17 protein-coding genes are annotated in these 17,135 nt (G+C 36.0%); 10 read left to right on the top strand and 7 right to left on the bottom strand.

The genetic code is table 11. The features are described 5' to 3' along the window. From KQI83_RS11850 to KQI83_RS11840, 3 genes are all read left to right on the top strand, one after another. Positions 1–441 carry a MarR family transcriptional regulator gene (locus KQI83_RS11850; RefSeq protein ID WP_216558254.1) on the top strand — a complete coding sequence of 147 codons (441 nt, stop codon included), beginning with the start codon at positions 1–3 and terminating at the stop codon, positions 439–441. A 73-nt stretch (positions 442–514) separates the two neighbouring features. After that, a complete protein-coding gene (locus tag KQI83_RS11845) occupies positions 515–2,335 on the top strand; it encodes a DUF885 domain-containing protein (protein WP_216558251.1) in 1,821 nt (606 codons plus the stop codon). Positions 2,336–2,462: 127 nt separating this feature from the next. Then, on the top strand, positions 2,463–3,086 hold the full coding sequence (locus KQI83_RS11840) for a GTP pyrophosphokinase (protein ID WP_253295601.1): 624 nt from the start codon (positions 2,463–2,465) through the stop codon (positions 3,084–3,086). A gap of 33 nt (positions 3,087–3,119) precedes the next feature. On the opposite strand, the gene rsmI is transcribed toward KQI83_RS11840, so the two are convergent. Continuing rightward, positions 3,120–3,962 (bottom strand): 16S rRNA (cytidine(1402)-2'-O)-methyltransferase, encoded by an 843-nt coding sequence (gene rsmI, locus KQI83_RS11835; RefSeq protein ID WP_216558248.1) that lies wholly within the window; start codon positions 3,960–3,962, stop codon positions 3,120–3,122. A gap of 158 nt (positions 3,963–4,120) precedes the next feature. Here rsmI and lanM point away from each other — a divergent pair, with 158 nt between their 5' ends. From lanM to KQI83_RS11805, 6 genes are all read left to right on the top strand, one after another. Then, positions 4,121–7,189 carry a type 2 lanthipeptide synthetase LanM gene (lanM, locus tag KQI83_RS11830; protein WP_216558240.1) on the top strand — a complete coding sequence of 1,023 codons (3,069 nt, stop codon included), beginning with the start codon at positions 4,121–4,123 and terminating at the stop codon, positions 7,187–7,189. A 101-nt stretch (positions 7,190–7,290) separates the two neighbouring features. Then, on the top strand, positions 7,291–7,512 hold the full coding sequence (locus KQI83_RS11825; protein WP_216558237.1) for a lichenicidin A2 family type 2 lantibiotic: 222 nt from the start codon (positions 7,291–7,293) through the stop codon (positions 7,510–7,512). A gap of 14 nt (positions 7,513–7,526) precedes the next feature. Next, complete coding sequence (locus KQI83_RS11820; RefSeq protein WP_216558234.1) at positions 7,527–7,751, top strand: mersacidin family lantibiotic; 225 nt, start codon at positions 7,527–7,529, stop codon at positions 7,749–7,751. A 68-nt stretch (positions 7,752–7,819) separates the two neighbouring features. Further along, positions 7,820–8,575, top strand: a complete 756-nt coding sequence (locus KQI83_RS11815) for a flavodoxin family protein (protein WP_216558230.1) — start codon at positions 7,820–7,822, stop codon at positions 8,573–8,575. Further along, entirely contained in the window at positions 8,568–10,673 is a 2,106-nt protein-coding gene (locus tag KQI83_RS11810) for a peptidase domain-containing ABC transporter (RefSeq protein ID WP_216558228.1), read from the top strand. The genes KQI83_RS11815 and KQI83_RS11810 overlap by 8 nt, the downstream gene beginning before the upstream one ends. A gap of 29 nt (positions 10,674–10,702) precedes the next feature. Continuing rightward, a complete protein-coding gene (locus KQI83_RS11805; RefSeq protein ID WP_216558225.1) occupies positions 10,703–10,897 on the top strand; it encodes a hypothetical protein in 195 nt (64 codons plus the stop codon). Between the two features lie 68 nt (positions 10,898–10,965). Here KQI83_RS11805 and KQI83_RS11800 read toward each other — a convergent pair whose 3' ends face one another. The 5 genes from KQI83_RS11800 to KQI83_RS11780 are packed head-to-tail and all read right to left on the bottom strand — an operon-like array spanning position 10,966 to position 14,735. Next, the gene (locus KQI83_RS11800; protein ID WP_216558222.1) at positions 10,966–11,703 is read right to left on the bottom strand and encodes a tRNA1(Val) (adenine(37)-N6)-methyltransferase; all 738 of its coding nucleotides are present in this window, start codon (positions 11,701–11,703) and stop codon (positions 10,966–10,968) included. A 26-nt stretch (positions 11,704–11,729) separates the two neighbouring features. Further along, a complete protein-coding gene (locus KQI83_RS11795) occupies positions 11,730–12,638 on the bottom strand; it encodes a PSP1 domain-containing protein (RefSeq protein WP_216558219.1) in 909 nt (302 codons plus the stop codon). A gap of 3 nt (positions 12,639–12,641) precedes the next feature. Further along, a complete protein-coding gene (gene holB / locus KQI83_RS11790) occupies positions 12,642–13,631 on the bottom strand; it encodes a DNA polymerase III subunit delta' (RefSeq protein ID WP_216558216.1) in 990 nt (329 codons plus the stop codon). A gap of 23 nt (positions 13,632–13,654) precedes the next feature. After that, positions 13,655–14,095 (bottom strand): YaaR family protein, encoded by a 441-nt coding sequence (locus KQI83_RS11785; RefSeq protein ID WP_216558213.1) that lies wholly within the window; start codon positions 14,093–14,095, stop codon positions 13,655–13,657. 25 nt (positions 14,096–14,120) lie between these two features. After that, positions 14,121–14,735, bottom strand: coding sequence for a guanylate kinase (locus KQI83_RS11780; protein ID WP_216558210.1), 615 nt, complete (start codon positions 14,733–14,735; stop codon positions 14,121–14,123). 100 nt (positions 14,736–14,835) lie between these two features. On the opposite strand from KQI83_RS11780, the gene KQI83_RS11775 reads away from it, so the two are divergent. Further along, a complete protein-coding gene (locus KQI83_RS11775; protein WP_216558207.1) occupies positions 14,836–15,552 on the top strand; it encodes an HAD family hydrolase in 717 nt (238 codons plus the stop codon). A 36-nt stretch (positions 15,553–15,588) separates the two neighbouring features. On the opposite strand, the gene KQI83_RS11770 is transcribed toward KQI83_RS11775, so the two are convergent. Beyond that, positions 15,589–17,034 carry an aminotransferase class I/II-fold pyridoxal phosphate-dependent enzyme gene (locus KQI83_RS11770; RefSeq protein ID WP_216558204.1) on the bottom strand — a complete coding sequence of 482 codons (1,446 nt, stop codon included), beginning with the start codon at positions 17,032–17,034 and terminating at the stop codon, positions 15,589–15,591. Positions 17,035–17,135: the final 101 nt, after the last annotated feature.

The following is a 17,135-nucleotide window of genomic DNA, read 5'->3' as shown; positions in this document are numbered from 1 at the left end:
GTGGATAGTTATAACACCATAAACGAGGTACTGGTAAAATTATTTAATGAAATTATGCATATTGAAGAAAAGGCAATTATTACAGAGGAGTTTAAGGATATCTCAAATAATGATATGCATATTATAGAAGCAATCGGTAAAGAGGAACCTAAGAATATGTCTACGATTGCGAAAAGTTTGTCCGTTACGGTAGGAACTCTTACCATTGCCATTAACAATCTGGTAAAAAAGGGATATGTAAGTCGTGTACGAAGTGAGGAAGACCGACGTGTGGTATTGATTTCCTTATCGGAAAAGGGAGATAAGGCTTATGATCATCACAAGAGATTTCATGAGGAAATGGTAGAGGCTACATTAGAAGGCTTAAATAAATCGGAGACAGAAGTGTTAGTGAGGGCATTACAGAACTTAAGTAATTTCTTTAAGGGATATAGAAAGTAAAAGAAAATAGCATACATAGGAAGCATAAGTTCTACATAAAATGAATAGAAAAAACAGAAATGGAATATATGTAATGAACTTAGCGAATAGATGGAAGAATATGATGAAAAGGCTGCTGGTCGTAATACTGGCAGTCTCATTTTTATTTGAGACAGCTTGTACTTTTGGTGGGCAGGTTCAGACAGGAAAAGAAACAGAAGGAGAAAATAAGGCACCAACCCAGTCAGAAGAACAGAAAACAGCAGTCCAACAGGCATTTTCGGATTACCTCATGCAGGTATTTCGAACGGAAATCACCTCAAGTACCTTAAATATGCACTATACACTGGCACATCCTGAAAACTATGGGATTGAGAAATATCCTGTCACTTTTGGTCAGAACAGTTCCGGGCAGTCTGTGGAAGCATCGGCAGTTTTAGAAAATTGGAAATACAACTTAAAGAATTTTGAAAAAGAAGAATTAACAGTTTCCCAACAGATGACATATGATATTATCATGGACTTTATTGAATCAGAGACAGGAGCGGGAAAATACAGCTACTATAAGGAACTGTTAAAGCCTACTACCGGAATTCAGGCACAGCTTCCAGTGCTTTTGGCAGAATATACGTTTTATGATGAGCAGGATGTAAAGGATTATTTGACACTCTTTGGAGAAGTTCAAGATTATTTTTCACAGATTATTAAATTTGAAAAAAAGAAGGCACAAAAGGGACTGTTTATGCCGGAATTTGCAGCAACGGATATTGTAACACAGTGTAATAACTTTACAGAAAATCCAGAAGACAATTATATGCTTTCCACCTTTGATGATCGTATAGATGCATTGGAGACAATTAGTCCGGAGCAGGCAGAAGAATATAAAGTACAGAATCGAGAATTGGTAACACAACAGGTCATTCCTGCATATCATAATCTGGCTGAGGAAATGGAGAAGTTAAAAGATAAGGGAAAAAACAATCAGGGGCTTTGCTATTTAGAACATGGAAAAGGGTACTATACATATCTGGTAGCGAATACAACAGGTTCCGCCATGTCGGTAGAAGAAATGCAAAAGCAGACAGAGCAGCAGCGGTTGCATGATTTATCGGATTTGAAAAAGATATTAAAAGAACATCCTGAGGTGGTAAAGGATGCGGCAAAGTATACGATTCCTACGGAAGATCCAACAAAAATATTAGAGGATTTGCAAAAAAAGATGCAGGGGGATTTTCCGGCACCGCCAGACACATCGTTTACAATAAAGTCGGTACATCCATCCTTGGAAAAATATACGGCACCTGCTTTTTATCTTACACCGCCCATTGATGATATTTCCCAGAATTCTATTTATATCAACGGGTCAAATCATTATGAAAAAATGCAGCTATATACTACCCTTGCCCATGAAGGATTTCCGGGACATCTTTATCAAAATGTCATGGAGCGAAGTTGTGGCTTAGAACCGATACGGAGCTTATTTGGCAGCAATGGATATGCAGAAGGATGGGCAACTTATACAGAAATGCAGTCTTATTATTATGCGGATATTGATAAAAATCTGGCGGCATTTTTACAGAAAAACCAGATTGCAACGCTAAGTCTTTATGCGACAGCAGATATGGGAATACACTATGATGGGTGGAGCCTTGCAGATACTGTGGACTTTTTTGGAACATATCAGATAACAGACAAAAAGGCGATTACAAAAATCTATCAATTGATAATAGAAGAACCGGCACATTATTTGAAATATTATATAGGATATCTGGAGTTCTTAAATCTAAGGGAATATGCAAAAGAGACATATGGAGAGGCATATAGCAACTATAAGTTTCATCAGGCATTGATGCAAATGGGAAATGCGCCATTCCCTATTTTGAAGGAGTATTTATCAAAATACTTTCAACAGTAGAGGGTGGATATACAAAAGATAAAGGATTTACAGGATATTTACTACTTGTTTACAAAAAGTGATAGTAAAATACGCACAGAAAGGACAGAGTGAAATATGAGAATAGAAGGTTGGAAGGAAATAAAAGTTGAAGAAAAATATTTTATTGCAGGAATATTTGCAAAACGAAGATTTTATTGTAAAAAGTGAATGTGCCATTAGCATGTTGAAGACAAAATTGCAAATTATAGATGCGGACTTGGGAATGCGGTATCATCGTAAGGTAATTCACAGCAAAACCAGCAGGATAAAGTCGTATGACAGTATTGTGGCAAAACTAAAACGAAAAGAACTGCCGGAAAATGTAGAAACAGTAAAAGAAAAAATCAATGATTTGATAGGGGTAAGAGCAGTATGTACTTATACGGATGACTTATATGAAATGGTAAAAATGTTATATGCGCAAAAAGATGTAAAGGTAATAAAAGAAAAGGATTATATTAAAAATCCGAAAAAATCCGGCTATCGGAGCCTGCATCTGATTTTAGAGATTCCCATTTGTTTTCAGGAAGAGACACAATGGGTAAAAATAGAGTTACAATTGCGGACAGCAGCAATGGATTATTGGGCGGGATTGGATTATCAACTTCAGTACAAGAAAGAAAATAAAGAGGCAAGGCGTATTAGTGAGGAATTAAAGGAGTATGCCAACGCCATAGAAGAAATAGACCGTAAGGTGTTGGAATTGAGAAAAAGGATAGAGGCTATCTGAGTATTTTCAGATAGCCTCTATTATAATATCAGACTAAGATTCTAATAATGCAGCATATACGTCCCGCTTAGAAATGCCGCGGTCTTTTGCAACTAATTTCATAGCCTCTTTTCTGGAAATACCCTGTTCTTCGTAATGCGCCATATGTTCCTCTAAGGAAAGGGATTCCCAAGCCTTGCGTTCTTCCTGGATAAGTTCTTCATGGAGTTTTCCCTGAATGACAAGAACAAATTCTCCTTTTGGTTCATTTTCCTGATAGTAAGAAATGGCACCGGAAAGAGTAGTCTGAAAGGCAGTTTCATATCGTTTTGTCAATTCACGGCAAAGAGTGAGAGGTCTGTCTCCTAAAACATCAAAAAGTTCTTCTAACGTTTTTTTCAAATGGTGTGGAGCCTCATACAAAATAATGGTACGGGTTTCTTTTTCAAGAGATGCTAAAATTGCCTGTCGTTCCTTTTTTTCCCGTGGCAAAAATGCTTCGAAAGCAAAACGTCTGGTAGGAAGTCCGGAAAGGGTTAATGCGGTAATGCAGGCGGCTGCTCCGGGAAGAGAAGTTACCTCAATACCTGATTCATAACAAATTCGTACCAAATCTTCTCCCGGATCGGAAATACCGGGTGTTCCTGCATCCGTAATGAGAGCCACATTCAGACCGGATTTCATTTTATCTACCAGTTGGTAGGCTTTTTCTATTTTGTTGTATTCGTGGTAACTGGTCATAGGTGTTTTTATTTCAAAATGATTTAATAATTTGATGGAATTGCGTGTATCTTCTGCGGCAATTAAATCCACTTCTTCTAAGGTTCGTAACACTCGTAACGTAATATCTTCTAAGTTGCCAATAGGTGTTGCACATAAGTATAATTTTCCCTGCATGGTGCGTATTCTCCTGAAAAACTTCTATTTGTTTATTATTTGAATCATATCACATTTTGTATTTTGTGACAATCATAAGGATTTTTTTTAAAAGTAGGAATAATATGGAAAACAGATGAATATAATGTATTAGGAACAAAAAAAGGGGGAAATCGCAGATGGAAGAAAAAGAATTTTTAACAACAATTTTAGAAAAAACCATGCTGATTTCGGAAAAGAAAAAGTTTTATAGCGGAAATGTGACAGAAAAAAATTTAGAAAATCTGAGAAATTGGAAAAACCAAAAAAATCTAGTGGATGAAAAGGTTTTCAGATTAATATTAGAAAAAGAAGAAATGAGCGAGGATGAATTTGCATATGCCATAACACCCATTCATATTTCGGACAAGCTGGACAAGCCTCAATGGTTGCAGGTATTAGCGGATATTATGGAAGAGTTTGAAGAAGATAAGATAAAAAGTATTGAAAAAGTAGATATATCTGTGGTAGTTTTTCCATTTATGGCATATGTGGGAAAAAGGTTAAATGAGTTTGACTGGGGACAGTCTGAAATAGGATTATCGGAAGAAGCATTTCAGACTATATTACAAAGTTGTATGGTTCAAACAATTCATTTTTTTGAAAAGTGTGTTGTAATTGAATTAGAAAACTATAAAAATACATATGGATTTGAAAAAGAAGACAAGGCAGAGCAATTTCAGGAATTTTTAAAAAAGCAATTTGCAACCAAAAAGCAGTTTTATGATTTCTATAAAAAGTATGCGGTTAGCAGTAGATTGGCAGCAGTTCGAACCATATACTTTCTTAATAATATGAAAGAATTTTTTACAAATCTGATAGAATGTGCAAGTGAAATCAGCAAAGAGTTTCAGATACAGGTTGGGGAAATTAAAAATCTGGGATTATCTGCCGGCGATTCTCATGAAAAAGGGAAAGAAGTAATCCTTGTTCAGTTTGAAAACAGCCGTGTAGTTTATAAACCTAAAAATTTAGACATATGTCAGGCATTTTCCCGGTTTGTAGAAATTATAAACAAGGATTTCCAAGAATTACCACTTAAAACACCAAAAGGCGTATACAAAGAAAACTGTGCGTTTTTGGAATTTATAGAATATAAGACATGTACCAATACCAAAGAAATAGAGCATTACTATGAAAGATTTGGATATACGCTGGCATTGGGATATTTTTTGGCAATTACCGATCTTCATTTAGAAAATATTATAGCATGTGGAGAATATCCCATTATTGTAGATGGTGAAACTATGATGCAAAACAGTATCAAGTTTTATAAAAAAGAAAGTGTCATCAGCCGATTTTATTCCAAGTATTTTACAGAGACCATTTTATCCACGGCGTTACTGCCAAATACGGTAAAACTGGACGATAATCTGGAGCTGAGTGCATTAGCGGGAGATGAACAGACCTCTCATAAGAAATATTTATCAGTGGTAAATCCGGAGACTTCTGATTTCCATTTTGAAGAGCGAGAGTATACCATGAGCAGTTCTAATAATATACCTATGCTAAATGACGAAAAGGTTGATTTTAAGGAATATCGTTATTTTATCATTTGCGGTTTTGAAAAAATGATGAATTACTTTTATAAAAACAAACAGCGATTAATACAGGGAGAAAATGCACCATTAACCGTATTTCAAGATAAAAAAATTCGATTTTTGGCAAAAGGAACCCAAAAATACGGGGAAATGTTTGAATTTTTAAACCATCCTTCCTGTTGCAGTGAAATGTCGGTGCGAGAACGAATTTTACAGAATATATGGGCATATCCTCACTTTAATAAGGATATTATCAAAAGTGAATATAGAGATATGTTGTTTAATGATATTCCCATTTTTTATAGTAGTACAAGCTGTCGGGATTTGTATGACAGCTATGGAAATGTATTTAAAAATTATTTTGATGAAACAGGATATCACAAGGTTGTAGATAGAATTGAGAATTTCGATAAAGAGCAGCAAAAGATTCAGATGGATCTGTTGTATATGCATTTGGGAATTTATGATGAATATAAGCCAATAGAGTTTGGAAGAAGAAAATATACATTTTCTAAGGGAAAGGTGAATGGAATAGCAGAGGCAGAAAAAATAGCAGAAAAGCTCATAGAGAATGCACAGGAAGATGATATGGGAAATATCACCTGGAATGTTATTCAGATAACAGAACAGACGGCAACGTTTGGAATGGCAGGGCTGGATTTATACGAAGGAATTTCCGGGATAGCACTGTTCTTTTTAGAAGTTTCAAAAGTGACCGGAAAACAAAAATATATGGAATATTACCATAAGTGCATGAAATGTTGTGAAAAAGATTTTGACTATTCGAAAGATCGTTATTCCGCATATTGTTCTAAGTTTTCCGTTTTATTGCCGATTTTAGTTGAAATGAAATGGAAGAAGAACAGTAGTTATGAAAAGTTACTCCATAAGGCAGTCAAGCAGTTAGAGGGAAAAAGCAAAGAAGAGATTATAAAATCAGATGGATTTCAAATAGATTGGATTGGCTGTGCAGGATTTCTGGTATTGTTAATGGAAGTGCAGGAGTATGCAGATTGCCTTACAGAAAAGGAAAGAGAGATATTGGAACTGTTCTGCAAGAAATTGTTTGAAATTATAACAGAACAGATAGGCGGTAGCTTTTCAGAGGCTGGACAGGCACATGGAATTAGCGGTGTAATGTTAGCCTTGGCAAGATATGTAGAAAAAGATAACACAGAGTATGGGGAAATAGAAAAGGAACTGATTCTTCTATACTTAAAAAAAGAGATGGAAGAGTATGAAGAAAAGCAAGAAGATATGGATAAATGGTGTCGGGGACTTAGTGGAATGATATTGTCCCGATTAGAAATTAATAGATATATTTCAAAGGAAGAGATACATAAACAGTTAGAGGTTCTTACAGATAAATTGATTACTTGTCAGCAGGATATATTTGTAGGTGACAGTCTTTGCCACGGAAATGCAGGAACAATATTTGTAATAAAACTACTGATAGAAAATGGTGTTCCACAAGTAGAACAATTAGAGGTAGTTTTGGAGAAAATGTTACGTCAAGTGACAGGAGAAAGTCTATATAACGGTTATAGGTTGGTAAATACACCAACTGTAGAACAACCGGGATTATTTACAGGAAGTGCAGGAGTTGGATATATGTATTTAAAAGTAGCTGATACAAATGTTCACAATGTATTTTCAATGTTGTTCTGATATTTTTGGATAATATTTATCCATTAATATAAAGATAATCTGCTATTCAGGGCCCATAGTAGAAACATCAAAACTATATAAAATTTAGGAGGATATGTAATATGAGTAGTAAAAATGTAAACAATTTAGTAGGAAAGTCTTTTGAAGAATTATCAGTGGAAGAAATGATGGAAATGCAGGGTGCAGCAAATGCAGATGCAAATTCCACAGTTGTAATTCCAATTTCTACTATCGAAATTTCAGAAGCAGTTTCTGTATTAGTTTCAGCACTTTCTGCTAGCACAATTTCTGTAGTAGCAAGCAAGAAAAATAAGTGCAAATAATAGGCGGTGAGAAAATGAAAGAAGAAAAATTGTCTAATTTAGTAGGAAAATCCTTTGAAGAATTGTCCGTAGAGGAAATGAATGAAATGCAGGGTGCACAAAGTGCAGGTGCAGGTCAGGTAAATTCTTCTGCCAGTATGATTGCATCCGTTGTTTTTACAGTTGCATCAGCGGGATTATCCGGTCAGGTGTCTAAGGCAGTGTCTACACTTGTTACGGCAGCAAAGAATTGTGCATAATATGTTAAGATTAGTAAAATGCTTGCTATGGTATCAATCCATAGCAAGCAGATTACATGGAGAAAGTCATGGAAAAGAAAATTTTTGCTTTTATTGGCAGCAGAGCTGCTAAGAAAAAAACATATTCGTTTGTAAAAGAAATAATTACGGAAATCAGCCATCAGGAACAGATTCAATATGAAATAGTGACCTTAAATGATTTACATATGAAACCATGTATGGGATGTGAGAGTTGTTTTACTCAGGGAGCATGTATTCAAAGGGATGATTTATGCTTATTAGAAGAAAAAATATTAGAGTCAGATTTATTTATTTTTGCAGCACCGGTATATATGCATGGAATGCCGGGAGAAGTAAAAAATATTATTGATCGGCTGGCTACCTGGGCACATACATTTCGATTAGCAGGAAAAAATGTAATATTAGTATCAACTTGTGATACCAATGGACACACTTCCGTAGTAGATGATTTACATTTGAAATTGTTATATATGGGAGCAAGAATTATTGATAAATATGTTGGAGCTAATTTCATACCAGAGGGATTAAACACAGATACAAATTTAATTTTGTTAGAAGAGGCAGATAAAGAGCTTCCAAAATTGGTAAAAAGGTCCGTAGAAAGATGGAATAGTAAAATGCAGTCCAATAGATTTCATGAAAGTTTATTTCAAAAGTATCATGAATTACATTCCTATTTGTGTAGCGAAGGAAAAATAAATGGAGAAACCAGATATTGGAAGGAATCTGGATTACTGGATTGCAAAAATTATCAGGAATATATAAATCTGGTATTGGCAAAGGGGAAGAGTTGTAATGGTTAATTTTATTGGAAGTTATGAACATTCAGAATGTGGATTAGCATGTGTGGCAATGATGATTGATTATTATGGTGAAGATGTTACATTGGCACAATTGCGGGAAAAGTACGGTGTTCCTATGGGCGGATATAGTATCAGTCAGATGGTACAAGTATTAGAAGACTATCATATTCAGGCAAAAGCCATTAAAACAGATAATATAGCAGAGCTACAAAGGCTTAAAATACCGTTTATTGCCTATTGGAATAAAAATCATTTTGTAGTAGTTGAAAAAATAAAACAAAATGAAGTAAAAATAATTGATCCTGCACAGGGAAAACGAAAAGTATCTATAGAAGAATTTACAAAGAGTTTTTCGAGTGCACTTATTTATATTACTTCAGAAAAAAAGCATAAGAAGAAAAATGTGGATAAGACATTAATAAATATTGTAAAAAAGAGCAAGAGGGAAATTGCACTTTCACTGGCAATGTCCTTTATTCTTCAACTGATAGCATTATATATTCCGGTATATATTAAGCGGTTAATTGATAATTATCAAACCAATAGTAATTACGCAAAATTACTTTTGGTAATGCTGGGAATTATATTATTTTATTATTCCTTTAGTTTGATAAAAATGCGTATAATTACTTCTTTTCAAAACAGTTTTGACAGAGACCTATCGTCAACTACAATAGGACATCTATTAAAACTTCCTTACAAATTTTTTGTAAACAGAGGAAAAGGAGAAATTATATTTACTATTAACTGTAATCAGTATATTCGGGCAATTTTGTCCAATCAGATGTTAAGTCTGTTTTTGGATATTATATTTTTAGTGCTGTATTTTTTGCTCATGTTCAGCTATTCTGTAGAATTATCTATCATTACTATTGTTTTAGGCGTAACACTGGTAATGGTTTCCGTAATAAATTCAAAAATTATTATAAAAAAGAATGAAACCCAGTTAACGAATATTACAGATGTGCAGAATATAACAGGAGAAATTGTTAATAATATAGAGACATTGAAGGCAATAGGTGCGGAAGACGAATATTATGAAAAGTGGTCTCAGTCCTTTGAAAAACAGCTAGAAATGGAAATAGAAAAGGCGAAAATCGACTCAGCGCTTGGAAATATACCTGTTGCAATTCAGGCTGTGTATACATTGATAATTTTTGTTGTGGGAGTTATAATAAAGGCGAAAAGTAATTTGTCTTTAGGTACAATTGTAGCATTCAATACCATTGGAGTATCATTTCTTAGTCCACTGTTATCATTAGCAAATTCTTATTTGCAATTATCGGCAGTAAAAATATATATTAACCAGTTGATAGATGTGATTCATTCAAAACCGGAAAATGAAGAAAAGAACAGTCGTTTAACAGTCTTGGAAAATGGTAAAATTGAAGTGAAAAATTTACATTATAAGTACGATTATTTTTCGAAGGAAGTATTACAGAATATTAATATTACAGTAAAAGATAAAGAAAAAGTAGCAATTGTAGGAAAGTCCGGTTCGGGAAAATCTACATTTTTAATGCTTCTAGCTGGAATGTTCGTAAGTTCTTCAGGTGAAATTTGTGTGGGAAATCAACAAATTAGTAAGCAAGAAGTCAATAAGAATAATTACCGGAAGCAGTTGGGAATTGTATTACAGCAAAGTATGTTATTTAACGGTACCGTAAAAGAGAATATCGAAATGGGAAGAAAAGTAGAGGAAGGAGAATTTGAAAGCGCAGTATACAATGCAGACCTGACGGAGCTAATAGAGAGCTTTTCAGCAAAAGAAAATACGATTATTTCTGAGGATGGAAGTAATATTTCCGGAGGTCAGAAACAAAGATTATGCATTGCGCGTGCAATTTTAAAGCAGCCAAAGGTTATTCTGCTGGATGAACCCACCAGTTCACTGGATAATGTATCAGAGAAACGCATTATGGAGCATTTGTTTCAAATGCAATCCACGGTTATTGTAGTGGCGCATAGATTATCAAATATTGAAAGGTTTGATAAAATTATTGTGTTAAAAGATGGGGAAGTGGAAGCAACCGGAACGCATGATGAATTACTAAAGACAAGTCAATGTTATAGAGAGCTATATTATAAAGGAGTTTAAGGAGAGTGGTTTTTAAAGGAGGTACAATTATGGACAATGAAAATGGAAATAAAATCACACTTTTATCGATTGTAGCAATGATTCCATTTTGGGTGCTGTTAGGAGCAATGATTGGATGGCGAATCGGTGGAAATCAGGGACTTTGCTTTGGAATCGTGTTAGGATTTATTGCAGGAAAAATATTTAATAAGTGGGTACAAAAAGAGAAAGACAATGAACAATAACATATGCAGTAAAAGAAAGAGTTACATATAGTTTCTAAAAAGGAAACATATGTAACTCTTTTATACGATTACTCTCCGTAAATCTCATAAATTTCATCCGTATACACCCCTGGTTCTTTATATACAATTAGGGGTTTTTCTACGGTAATTCTGGGTTTCCCACCACGAAGTCCCTCAATCAATACCATATTTGGCTCCTTATCTATAAAAGGGTGGACCAGGCGCATACGTTTTGGTTCTAAGCCGTATTGGTGCATGAGACACATGATTTCAGACAGACGAAATGGACGGTGCACCATATAAAAACGCCCGCGGGGTTTTAGTAGTCTGGCACTTTCCCGAATCACATCTTCCAGTGTACAAAGAATCTCATGCCTTGCAATGGCTTTTGCCTCATTGGGGTTGGTAAGCCCGTGTTGTCCGGTCATGTAAGGTGGATTGGTAGTTACTACATGAAAAGAAGATGCTCCAAACTGTGCTGAAGCATCTTTAATATTTCCTATTTCAATGTCAATCTTATTTTCTAAATGATTATATGCCACACTGCGTTTTGCCATATCGGCACTTTCCGGTTGAATCTCCAGTCCGGTAAAATGTGCTCCCTGCGTTTTGGCTTCCAGTAGAATGGGAATAATTCCTGTTCCGGTTCCAAGGTCAATGGCAGTTTCTCCGGCCTTCACATTGGCGAATCCGGAAAGAAGAACTGCATCCATACCGAAGCAAAACTTAGCAGGATTTTGAATAATGGAATAGCCATTGCGGTGAAGATCATCTAATCGTTCTTGTTCTAATAAGGTAACAGACATAATAACTCCTTATCATACAAAGAAATTTATTTTGTATCGTCAAGCTTAGAAGTACCCTTGTCTTCTAAAGCTGCCAGTTCCTTTAATTCCTCAGCAGAAAGTTTTACATTATCTTTCTTGCGTTTTGGCTTAAAGCGGAGCTGGTCTACACGGTATTCCCGAATTTCTTTTTCGTCATCGATTTCTACAATTACTTTTACCATCTGACGTAACACGCTGACACTTTGTACTTCGCCCTTTAAGTGGTCGTCAGTAGTAACATAATCTCCCACATTTGGAAGACGGCTATTTAAGTATTCGTAAGTTTCCTCTTCATTTTTCAAACAGCACATCAGTCTGCCGCATACACCGGAAATCTTAGCAGGATTCAAAGAAAGATTCTGTTCCTTTGCCATTTTGATAGATACCGGGGCAAATTCAGATAGGAAGGTGTGACAACAAAGTGGACGGCCACAAATGCCAATGCCACCTAAAATCTTAGTTTCATCACGAACGCCAATCTGGCGCAATTCAATACGGGTACGAAATACTGCTGCAAGGTCTTTTACCAGCTCGCGGAAGTCAATACGTCCGTCTGCGGTAAAATAAAATAGCAGTTTATTATTGTCAAAAGTATATTCTGCGTCAACTAGTTTCATTTCCAAACCATGTTTTTGAATTTTTTCTAAACAGATTTTAAAAGCATCCTTTTCTTTTTCACGGTTTTTAGCTTCTATTTTTTCATCCTCATCGGTTGCAATTCGAATCACCGGCTTCAAAGGCTGAATGACATGTTCTTCATCTACATCTCTTGGAGCAATGATGACAGAACCGAATTCAATACCGCGGGCTGTTTCCACAATTACATGGCTTCCGATGGTCAGGTCAAATTTCTGTGGGTCAAAGTAATAAATTTTTCCGGCAGTACGGAATCTGACTCCAACTACTTTTATCATGTTTTAATTCTCCTTTATGGTAAGCAGTAGTAATTCCATTACCAAATCGAAGTTAACGTTAGCGTTGAGACGGCGTTTTGCCTTATCCAAGGCTTCGATAATCGTTTCGATTCCGCTGTAGGAACTTTTACTTGCTTGCAATTTTATATCATAAACCTCATCCTTAAAAATAAGGGAGTTTGCGTCTGAAGTTGCTTTGTATAGCAGAACATCACGAAACCAAATCATCATGATGTCAAAATAATCATTAATAGAAAGTTTATACTCACCGATTTGTTTTACCGCTTCCATCAACTCATAGAGTTCAATATCCTTGATACGTTTTAAAAGCTGAATGGCAGAAGATTTTATTTCGTTAAAATCCTCAGAGTTAGCAAGTTGAATTGCTTTTCCAACATTACCCTGTGCAAAAGCAGTACAAACATCAGCTTTATAGTCCGGAACCTGACAGTCCTTCATTAAAAATTCACGAATAACATTGTCTGGAACTACTTTAAAATCCAGTGTAATACATCTGGAAAGAATGGTAGGCAGAAAAGAATCTGCATTTGTAGTAAGAAGCAGGATAATGGCATAAGCAGGAGGCTCTTCAATGGTTTTTAAAAGAGCATTTTGTGCCTGTTGGTTCATTTTTTCCGCTTCATCAATAATATAGACCTTATATGGGGAAGCATAAGGCTTAATATCTACATCATTATTAATCTGTGTACGAATGTCATCTACGGAGATCGTGTTTGGCTTCTCATGGCGTAGATATATTACATCCGGATGATTGTCAGATAACATCTGTTTGCAGGAATGACATTCCATACAACCATCTGTGCCATGCTTTTCACACTGAAGTGCCATGGCAAAGCTTTTAGCCAGCATCATTTTACCGGACTTTTCCGGACCGTTAAAAATGTAAGCATGGCTTACTTTATCCATGGAAATGGCATTTTGTAAGTGTTCAATAATCTGTTGGTGCCCAATAATGCTTGAAAATCCAGCCATATTCATTCCTCGATTCTATTGAATTAGGTGGAAACATCTAAAAGAAGTCCCCGAATTTCTCCAATTTTACTTAAAATAGTAAGGTGGTCTTTTTCGTCCTTTACCAGTTCGCCGGCCAAATCATCCAGATTCTTATCTACCAGCTTTACAATACCATAAACACGATGGCGTCCACGGCGATCCAAAAAGTTTTCTCTGGAAAACTTATGAGAACGGTTTACAACTTCGTTTAAAAAGTCCTTTACCAGTTCACGGTATTTCTTCATATCGCGGATGTCCATGTGCTCCGCTAATTTTTCTCCCTGTGTAGTAATGTCTGACATCAGACCATTTAGTTTTTCTTGTAGTTCAGCCTCTTCAATATGGCTTGCAAGTGTAAATTTAAAGGTGCCGTCACTTTTTTCTACAGTCTGTTGGGTATCTACCGGAGTAGTACCGGTTACCTGATTTACTTTAATATCCATGGAGTCACCTGCCTTTCCTTCTTAATTATATATCGGCGTTTTCCGAGGAAAAACCAAGACATTTTCCAATATAAGAAATAAGCTGCTTTAGACATTCTTCTAAGTTATCATTGTGAAAAACATCCGTAATTCCTGCCTGAGCGAGCTTTTCCGGTGAAAAGTCTGATTCATCTGCCAGAAAACGGCGGCATAGTTCTGCATACTTTGGTTCTTGTTGTAGTCGTTCTCGGGTTAGTGCACGTTGGAGACGTTCACCGGAGTCTACCTCGATATAAAGTGGAACCAGATGCTTTGTACCAAAGTATTCCTGGAGTTTTTGAAAAGATTCCAGTGTACCGATAACCAGATAATCATGCTTGGCAAGGTCAATCTGATGATCATTTACGGTAAAATACTTCCAAATACCATGTACCGTGTGATAAGCACGCAATTCAATAATTTTATCTTCCTGCTCCAGAGACTTTAGTTGCTCTTCCGTTAGAAAGTAGTACTCTACACCGTTGGTTTCACCGCTTCGAATTGGGCGGGTAGTGTAGGAAACCAGTGTCTTTAGAGGAAGATTGCCATCTGATAGGATGCGTTTATATAAGGTGTCCTTTCCACAAGAACTTTTTCCGATTAAACAAAATATTTTTCCCATATATATTCCTTAAATAATTTATATATACTGATTGTAATAAAATGGTATAATATACTTTATTAGTATAATATAAGAAACACAATTTTACAAGGAGAGCAAGATGAAAGATTATAAAAATTACATATTTGATCTATATGGAACGCTGGTAGATATTCATACGGAAGAGGGAGATGACAAGTTATGGAAGAAATTGTCATTCTTTTATGGATTTTACGGAGCAGTCTATGAACCAAAAGAGTTACAAGAGAGCTACCTTGCATTGGTAGCAAGTGAAAAAAACAGTTATGCCCATGAAGCATATCCGGAAATTGAATTGGAGTATGTATTTCAGAAGTTATTTGAAAAAAAGGGAGTACAGGCAGATATGGAGCTGGCAGTACATGCGGGACAGTTTTTCCGAATTTTATCCATGGAATATGTCAAGCTTTACGATGGTGTAAAAGAGATGCTGGAGTTATTACACAAAAAGGGAAAAAAGGTATATCTTCTTTCCAATGCGCAAGAGATATTTACCACTTATGAGTTACGCTATTTGGGACTGATACCTTACTTTGATGACATTTTTATTTCCTCCAGTTGTCAGTGCAAAAAGCCGGATACAAAGTTTTATCAGATGCTGATAGATAAACATCAGCTTAATATCGAGGAATGTCTGATGATAGGAAATGATAATACCACAGATATTGCAGGAGCAAAAGAACTGGGAATGGATTCGTTATATATTCATTCTAACTTATCACCGGAGCTTACCGGAGAGCTGGATAGTACTTATTATATGGAAGAAATGGATATGAAAAAGTTGATGGAGATGTTGTAAGTATCTGAATACAAAGAGATAAAAATACGGGTAAAATTATTTAACTACCCGTATTTTTTTATTTTCTTTATCCGCCAGTCCTTCCACTGCTAACCCCTGTTTCTGACACAGACGAATATTATCAACCAATTTTTCCGAAACAACTTCTCCCGGTGCAATCATAGGAATTCCCGGTGGATAGAGATAGATATATTCCTGACTGACATAGCCGATAGCATCTGCTAAGGGAACGGTGTCATAATTTTTTTCTAATGCCTTAGATATAGAAAGTGCCTGCGGCGGGATTGGATAAAGTTCCTGACAAGTGAGGGAGGAGTTTGGAGTATCGGCGGTACTTGAGGTAATGTTGCAGTCAATTTCCAATAAGGCTTGAATTAGCCGGTCAAATCCTTCTTTTGTATCCATCACACTGGTAAGTGCGGTAACATAATGTCCGGAAGCCATTTCCATTTGTAAATGATAATTATTTAACAAAATGTTATATAATTTCTGTCCGGTCAATTCCGTATCTTTTGTGGAAATCAAAATCTTGGAAAAATCGTGTCTAAAGCAGACCTCCTGTTTACAAGACTCTGCGGTAAATACAGAAAGGTGTTTTAGCTGTTTTGCCTGCTGATAGAAATCATTTAGCAACTGGGTAAAGTTTTGCATAAGTTCTGCACCCTCTGTTGCCATAGTGCGAAGTCCCTGCTCAATGGAGGACATTAGAATGTAAGAGGGTGAGCTTGTTTCATAAATATCCAAAAAACTTTTTACGGTATCAACAGGAATCCGCTCTGAATTCACATGAAGTAATGCAGTTTGTGTAAAACAAGGCAGCGTTTTATGAACACTGTGGATAACAATATCAGCACCACATTCCAAAGCAGAAACAGGAAATGCATTAGAAAAACGAAAATGTGCGCCGTGTGCTTCATCTACAATAAGTGGAATGTTATGGGCATGGATGATGTCTGCAATTATGCGGATATCGGATACTACGCCATCATAGGTAGGAGAAGTAAGAAAAACCGCCTTTGCCTCAGGATGTGTAGCTAAGGCTTTGGACACTGTATCTGGAGTTATAGAGCCCATAATGCCAAAGGAGATCTCTTCCGGCATAAGATAGCAAGTCTTTAATTGGCGCAAAAAGGCTGCGTGATAGGCGGCTTTATGGCAGTTTCGACCCATGAGAAGTGTGCCTTCTCTGGGAAGAGCTGCACTAATCGCACTTAGAATACCACAAGTGCTTCCGTTGACAAGGAAAAAGCTTTCCTTGGTATGATAAAGGGAAGAAGCACGGTTTTGCGCCTCTTTTAAAATATCTACTGCATGATGCAGGTTATCAAAACCGTCGATTTCGGTAATATCAATGGCATATGGATTGGGAAAGTCCGTTACATGTCGTTTGTGTCCGGGCATATGAAAGGGATAATAGCCGGACTTACTGTAAGCGGTCAGTTTTTTATCTAAATATTCGGTTGGTTCCAATATTGGTTTCATGGAAAGTCTCCTTATAAATATCATTATATCATTTGCTAAGTATTTCTATTATATCATTGGAAAAGAAGGCTGTCATGAAAATGTGTGAAATGTAGCTGAAA

The organism is Roseburia sp. MSJ-14, from assembly GCF_018918225.1.
In the GTDB taxonomy this organism is placed as follows: Bacteria; Bacillota; Clostridia; order Lachnospirales; family Lachnospiraceae; genus Petralouisia.
The sequence above is the reverse complement of the archived record's forward strand: the minus strand, read 5'-3'. Positions and strand labels throughout refer to the sequence as shown.

Excerpts from the sequence above, each read along its gene's own strand:
- KQI83_RS11845 (WP_216558251.1), top strand. The coding sequence starts at position 515 with ATGAACTTAGCGAATAGATGGAAGAATATGATGAAAAGGCTGCTGGTC.
- rsmI (WP_216558248.1), bottom strand. The coding sequence starts at position 3,962 with ATGCAGGGAAAATTATACTTATGTGCAACACCTATTGGCAACTTAGAA.
- lanM (WP_216558240.1), top strand. The coding sequence starts at position 4,121 with ATGGAAGAAAAAGAATTTTTAACAACAATTTTAGAAAAAACCATGCTG.
- KQI83_RS11825 (WP_216558237.1), top strand. The coding sequence starts at position 7,291 with ATGAGTAGTAAAAATGTAAACAATTTAGTAGGAAAGTCTTTTGAAGAA.
- KQI83_RS11820 (WP_216558234.1), top strand. The coding sequence starts at position 7,527 with ATGAAAGAAGAAAAATTGTCTAATTTAGTAGGAAAATCCTTTGAAGAA.
- KQI83_RS11815 (WP_216558230.1), top strand. The coding sequence starts at position 7,820 with ATGGAAAAGAAAATTTTTGCTTTTATTGGCAGCAGAGCTGCTAAGAAA.
- KQI83_RS11810 (WP_216558228.1), top strand. The coding sequence starts at position 8,568 with ATGGTTAATTTTATTGGAAGTTATGAACATTCAGAATGTGGATTAGCA.
- KQI83_RS11805 (WP_216558225.1), top strand. The coding sequence starts at position 10,703 with ATGGACAATGAAAATGGAAATAAAATCACACTTTTATCGATTGTAGCA.
- KQI83_RS11800 (WP_216558222.1), bottom strand. The coding sequence starts at position 11,703 with ATGTCTGTTACCTTATTAGAACAAGAACGATTAGATGATCTTCACCGC.
- KQI83_RS11795 (WP_216558219.1), bottom strand. The coding sequence starts at position 12,638 with ATGATAAAAGTAGTTGGAGTCAGATTCCGTACTGCCGGAAAAATTTAT.
- holB (WP_216558216.1), bottom strand. The coding sequence starts at position 13,631 with ATGGCTGGATTTTCAAGCATTATTGGGCACCAACAGATTATTGAACAC.
- KQI83_RS11785 (WP_216558213.1), bottom strand. The coding sequence starts at position 14,095 with ATGGATATTAAAGTAAATCAGGTAACCGGTACTACTCCGGTAGATACC.
- KQI83_RS11780 (WP_216558210.1), bottom strand. The coding sequence starts at position 14,735 with ATGGGAAAAATATTTTGTTTAATCGGAAAAAGTTCTTGTGGAAAGGAC.
- KQI83_RS11775 (WP_216558207.1), top strand. The coding sequence starts at position 14,836 with ATGAAAGATTATAAAAATTACATATTTGATCTATATGGAACGCTGGTA.
- KQI83_RS11770 (WP_216558204.1), bottom strand. The coding sequence starts at position 17,034 with ATGAAACCAATATTGGAACCAACCGAATATTTAGATAAAAAACTGACC.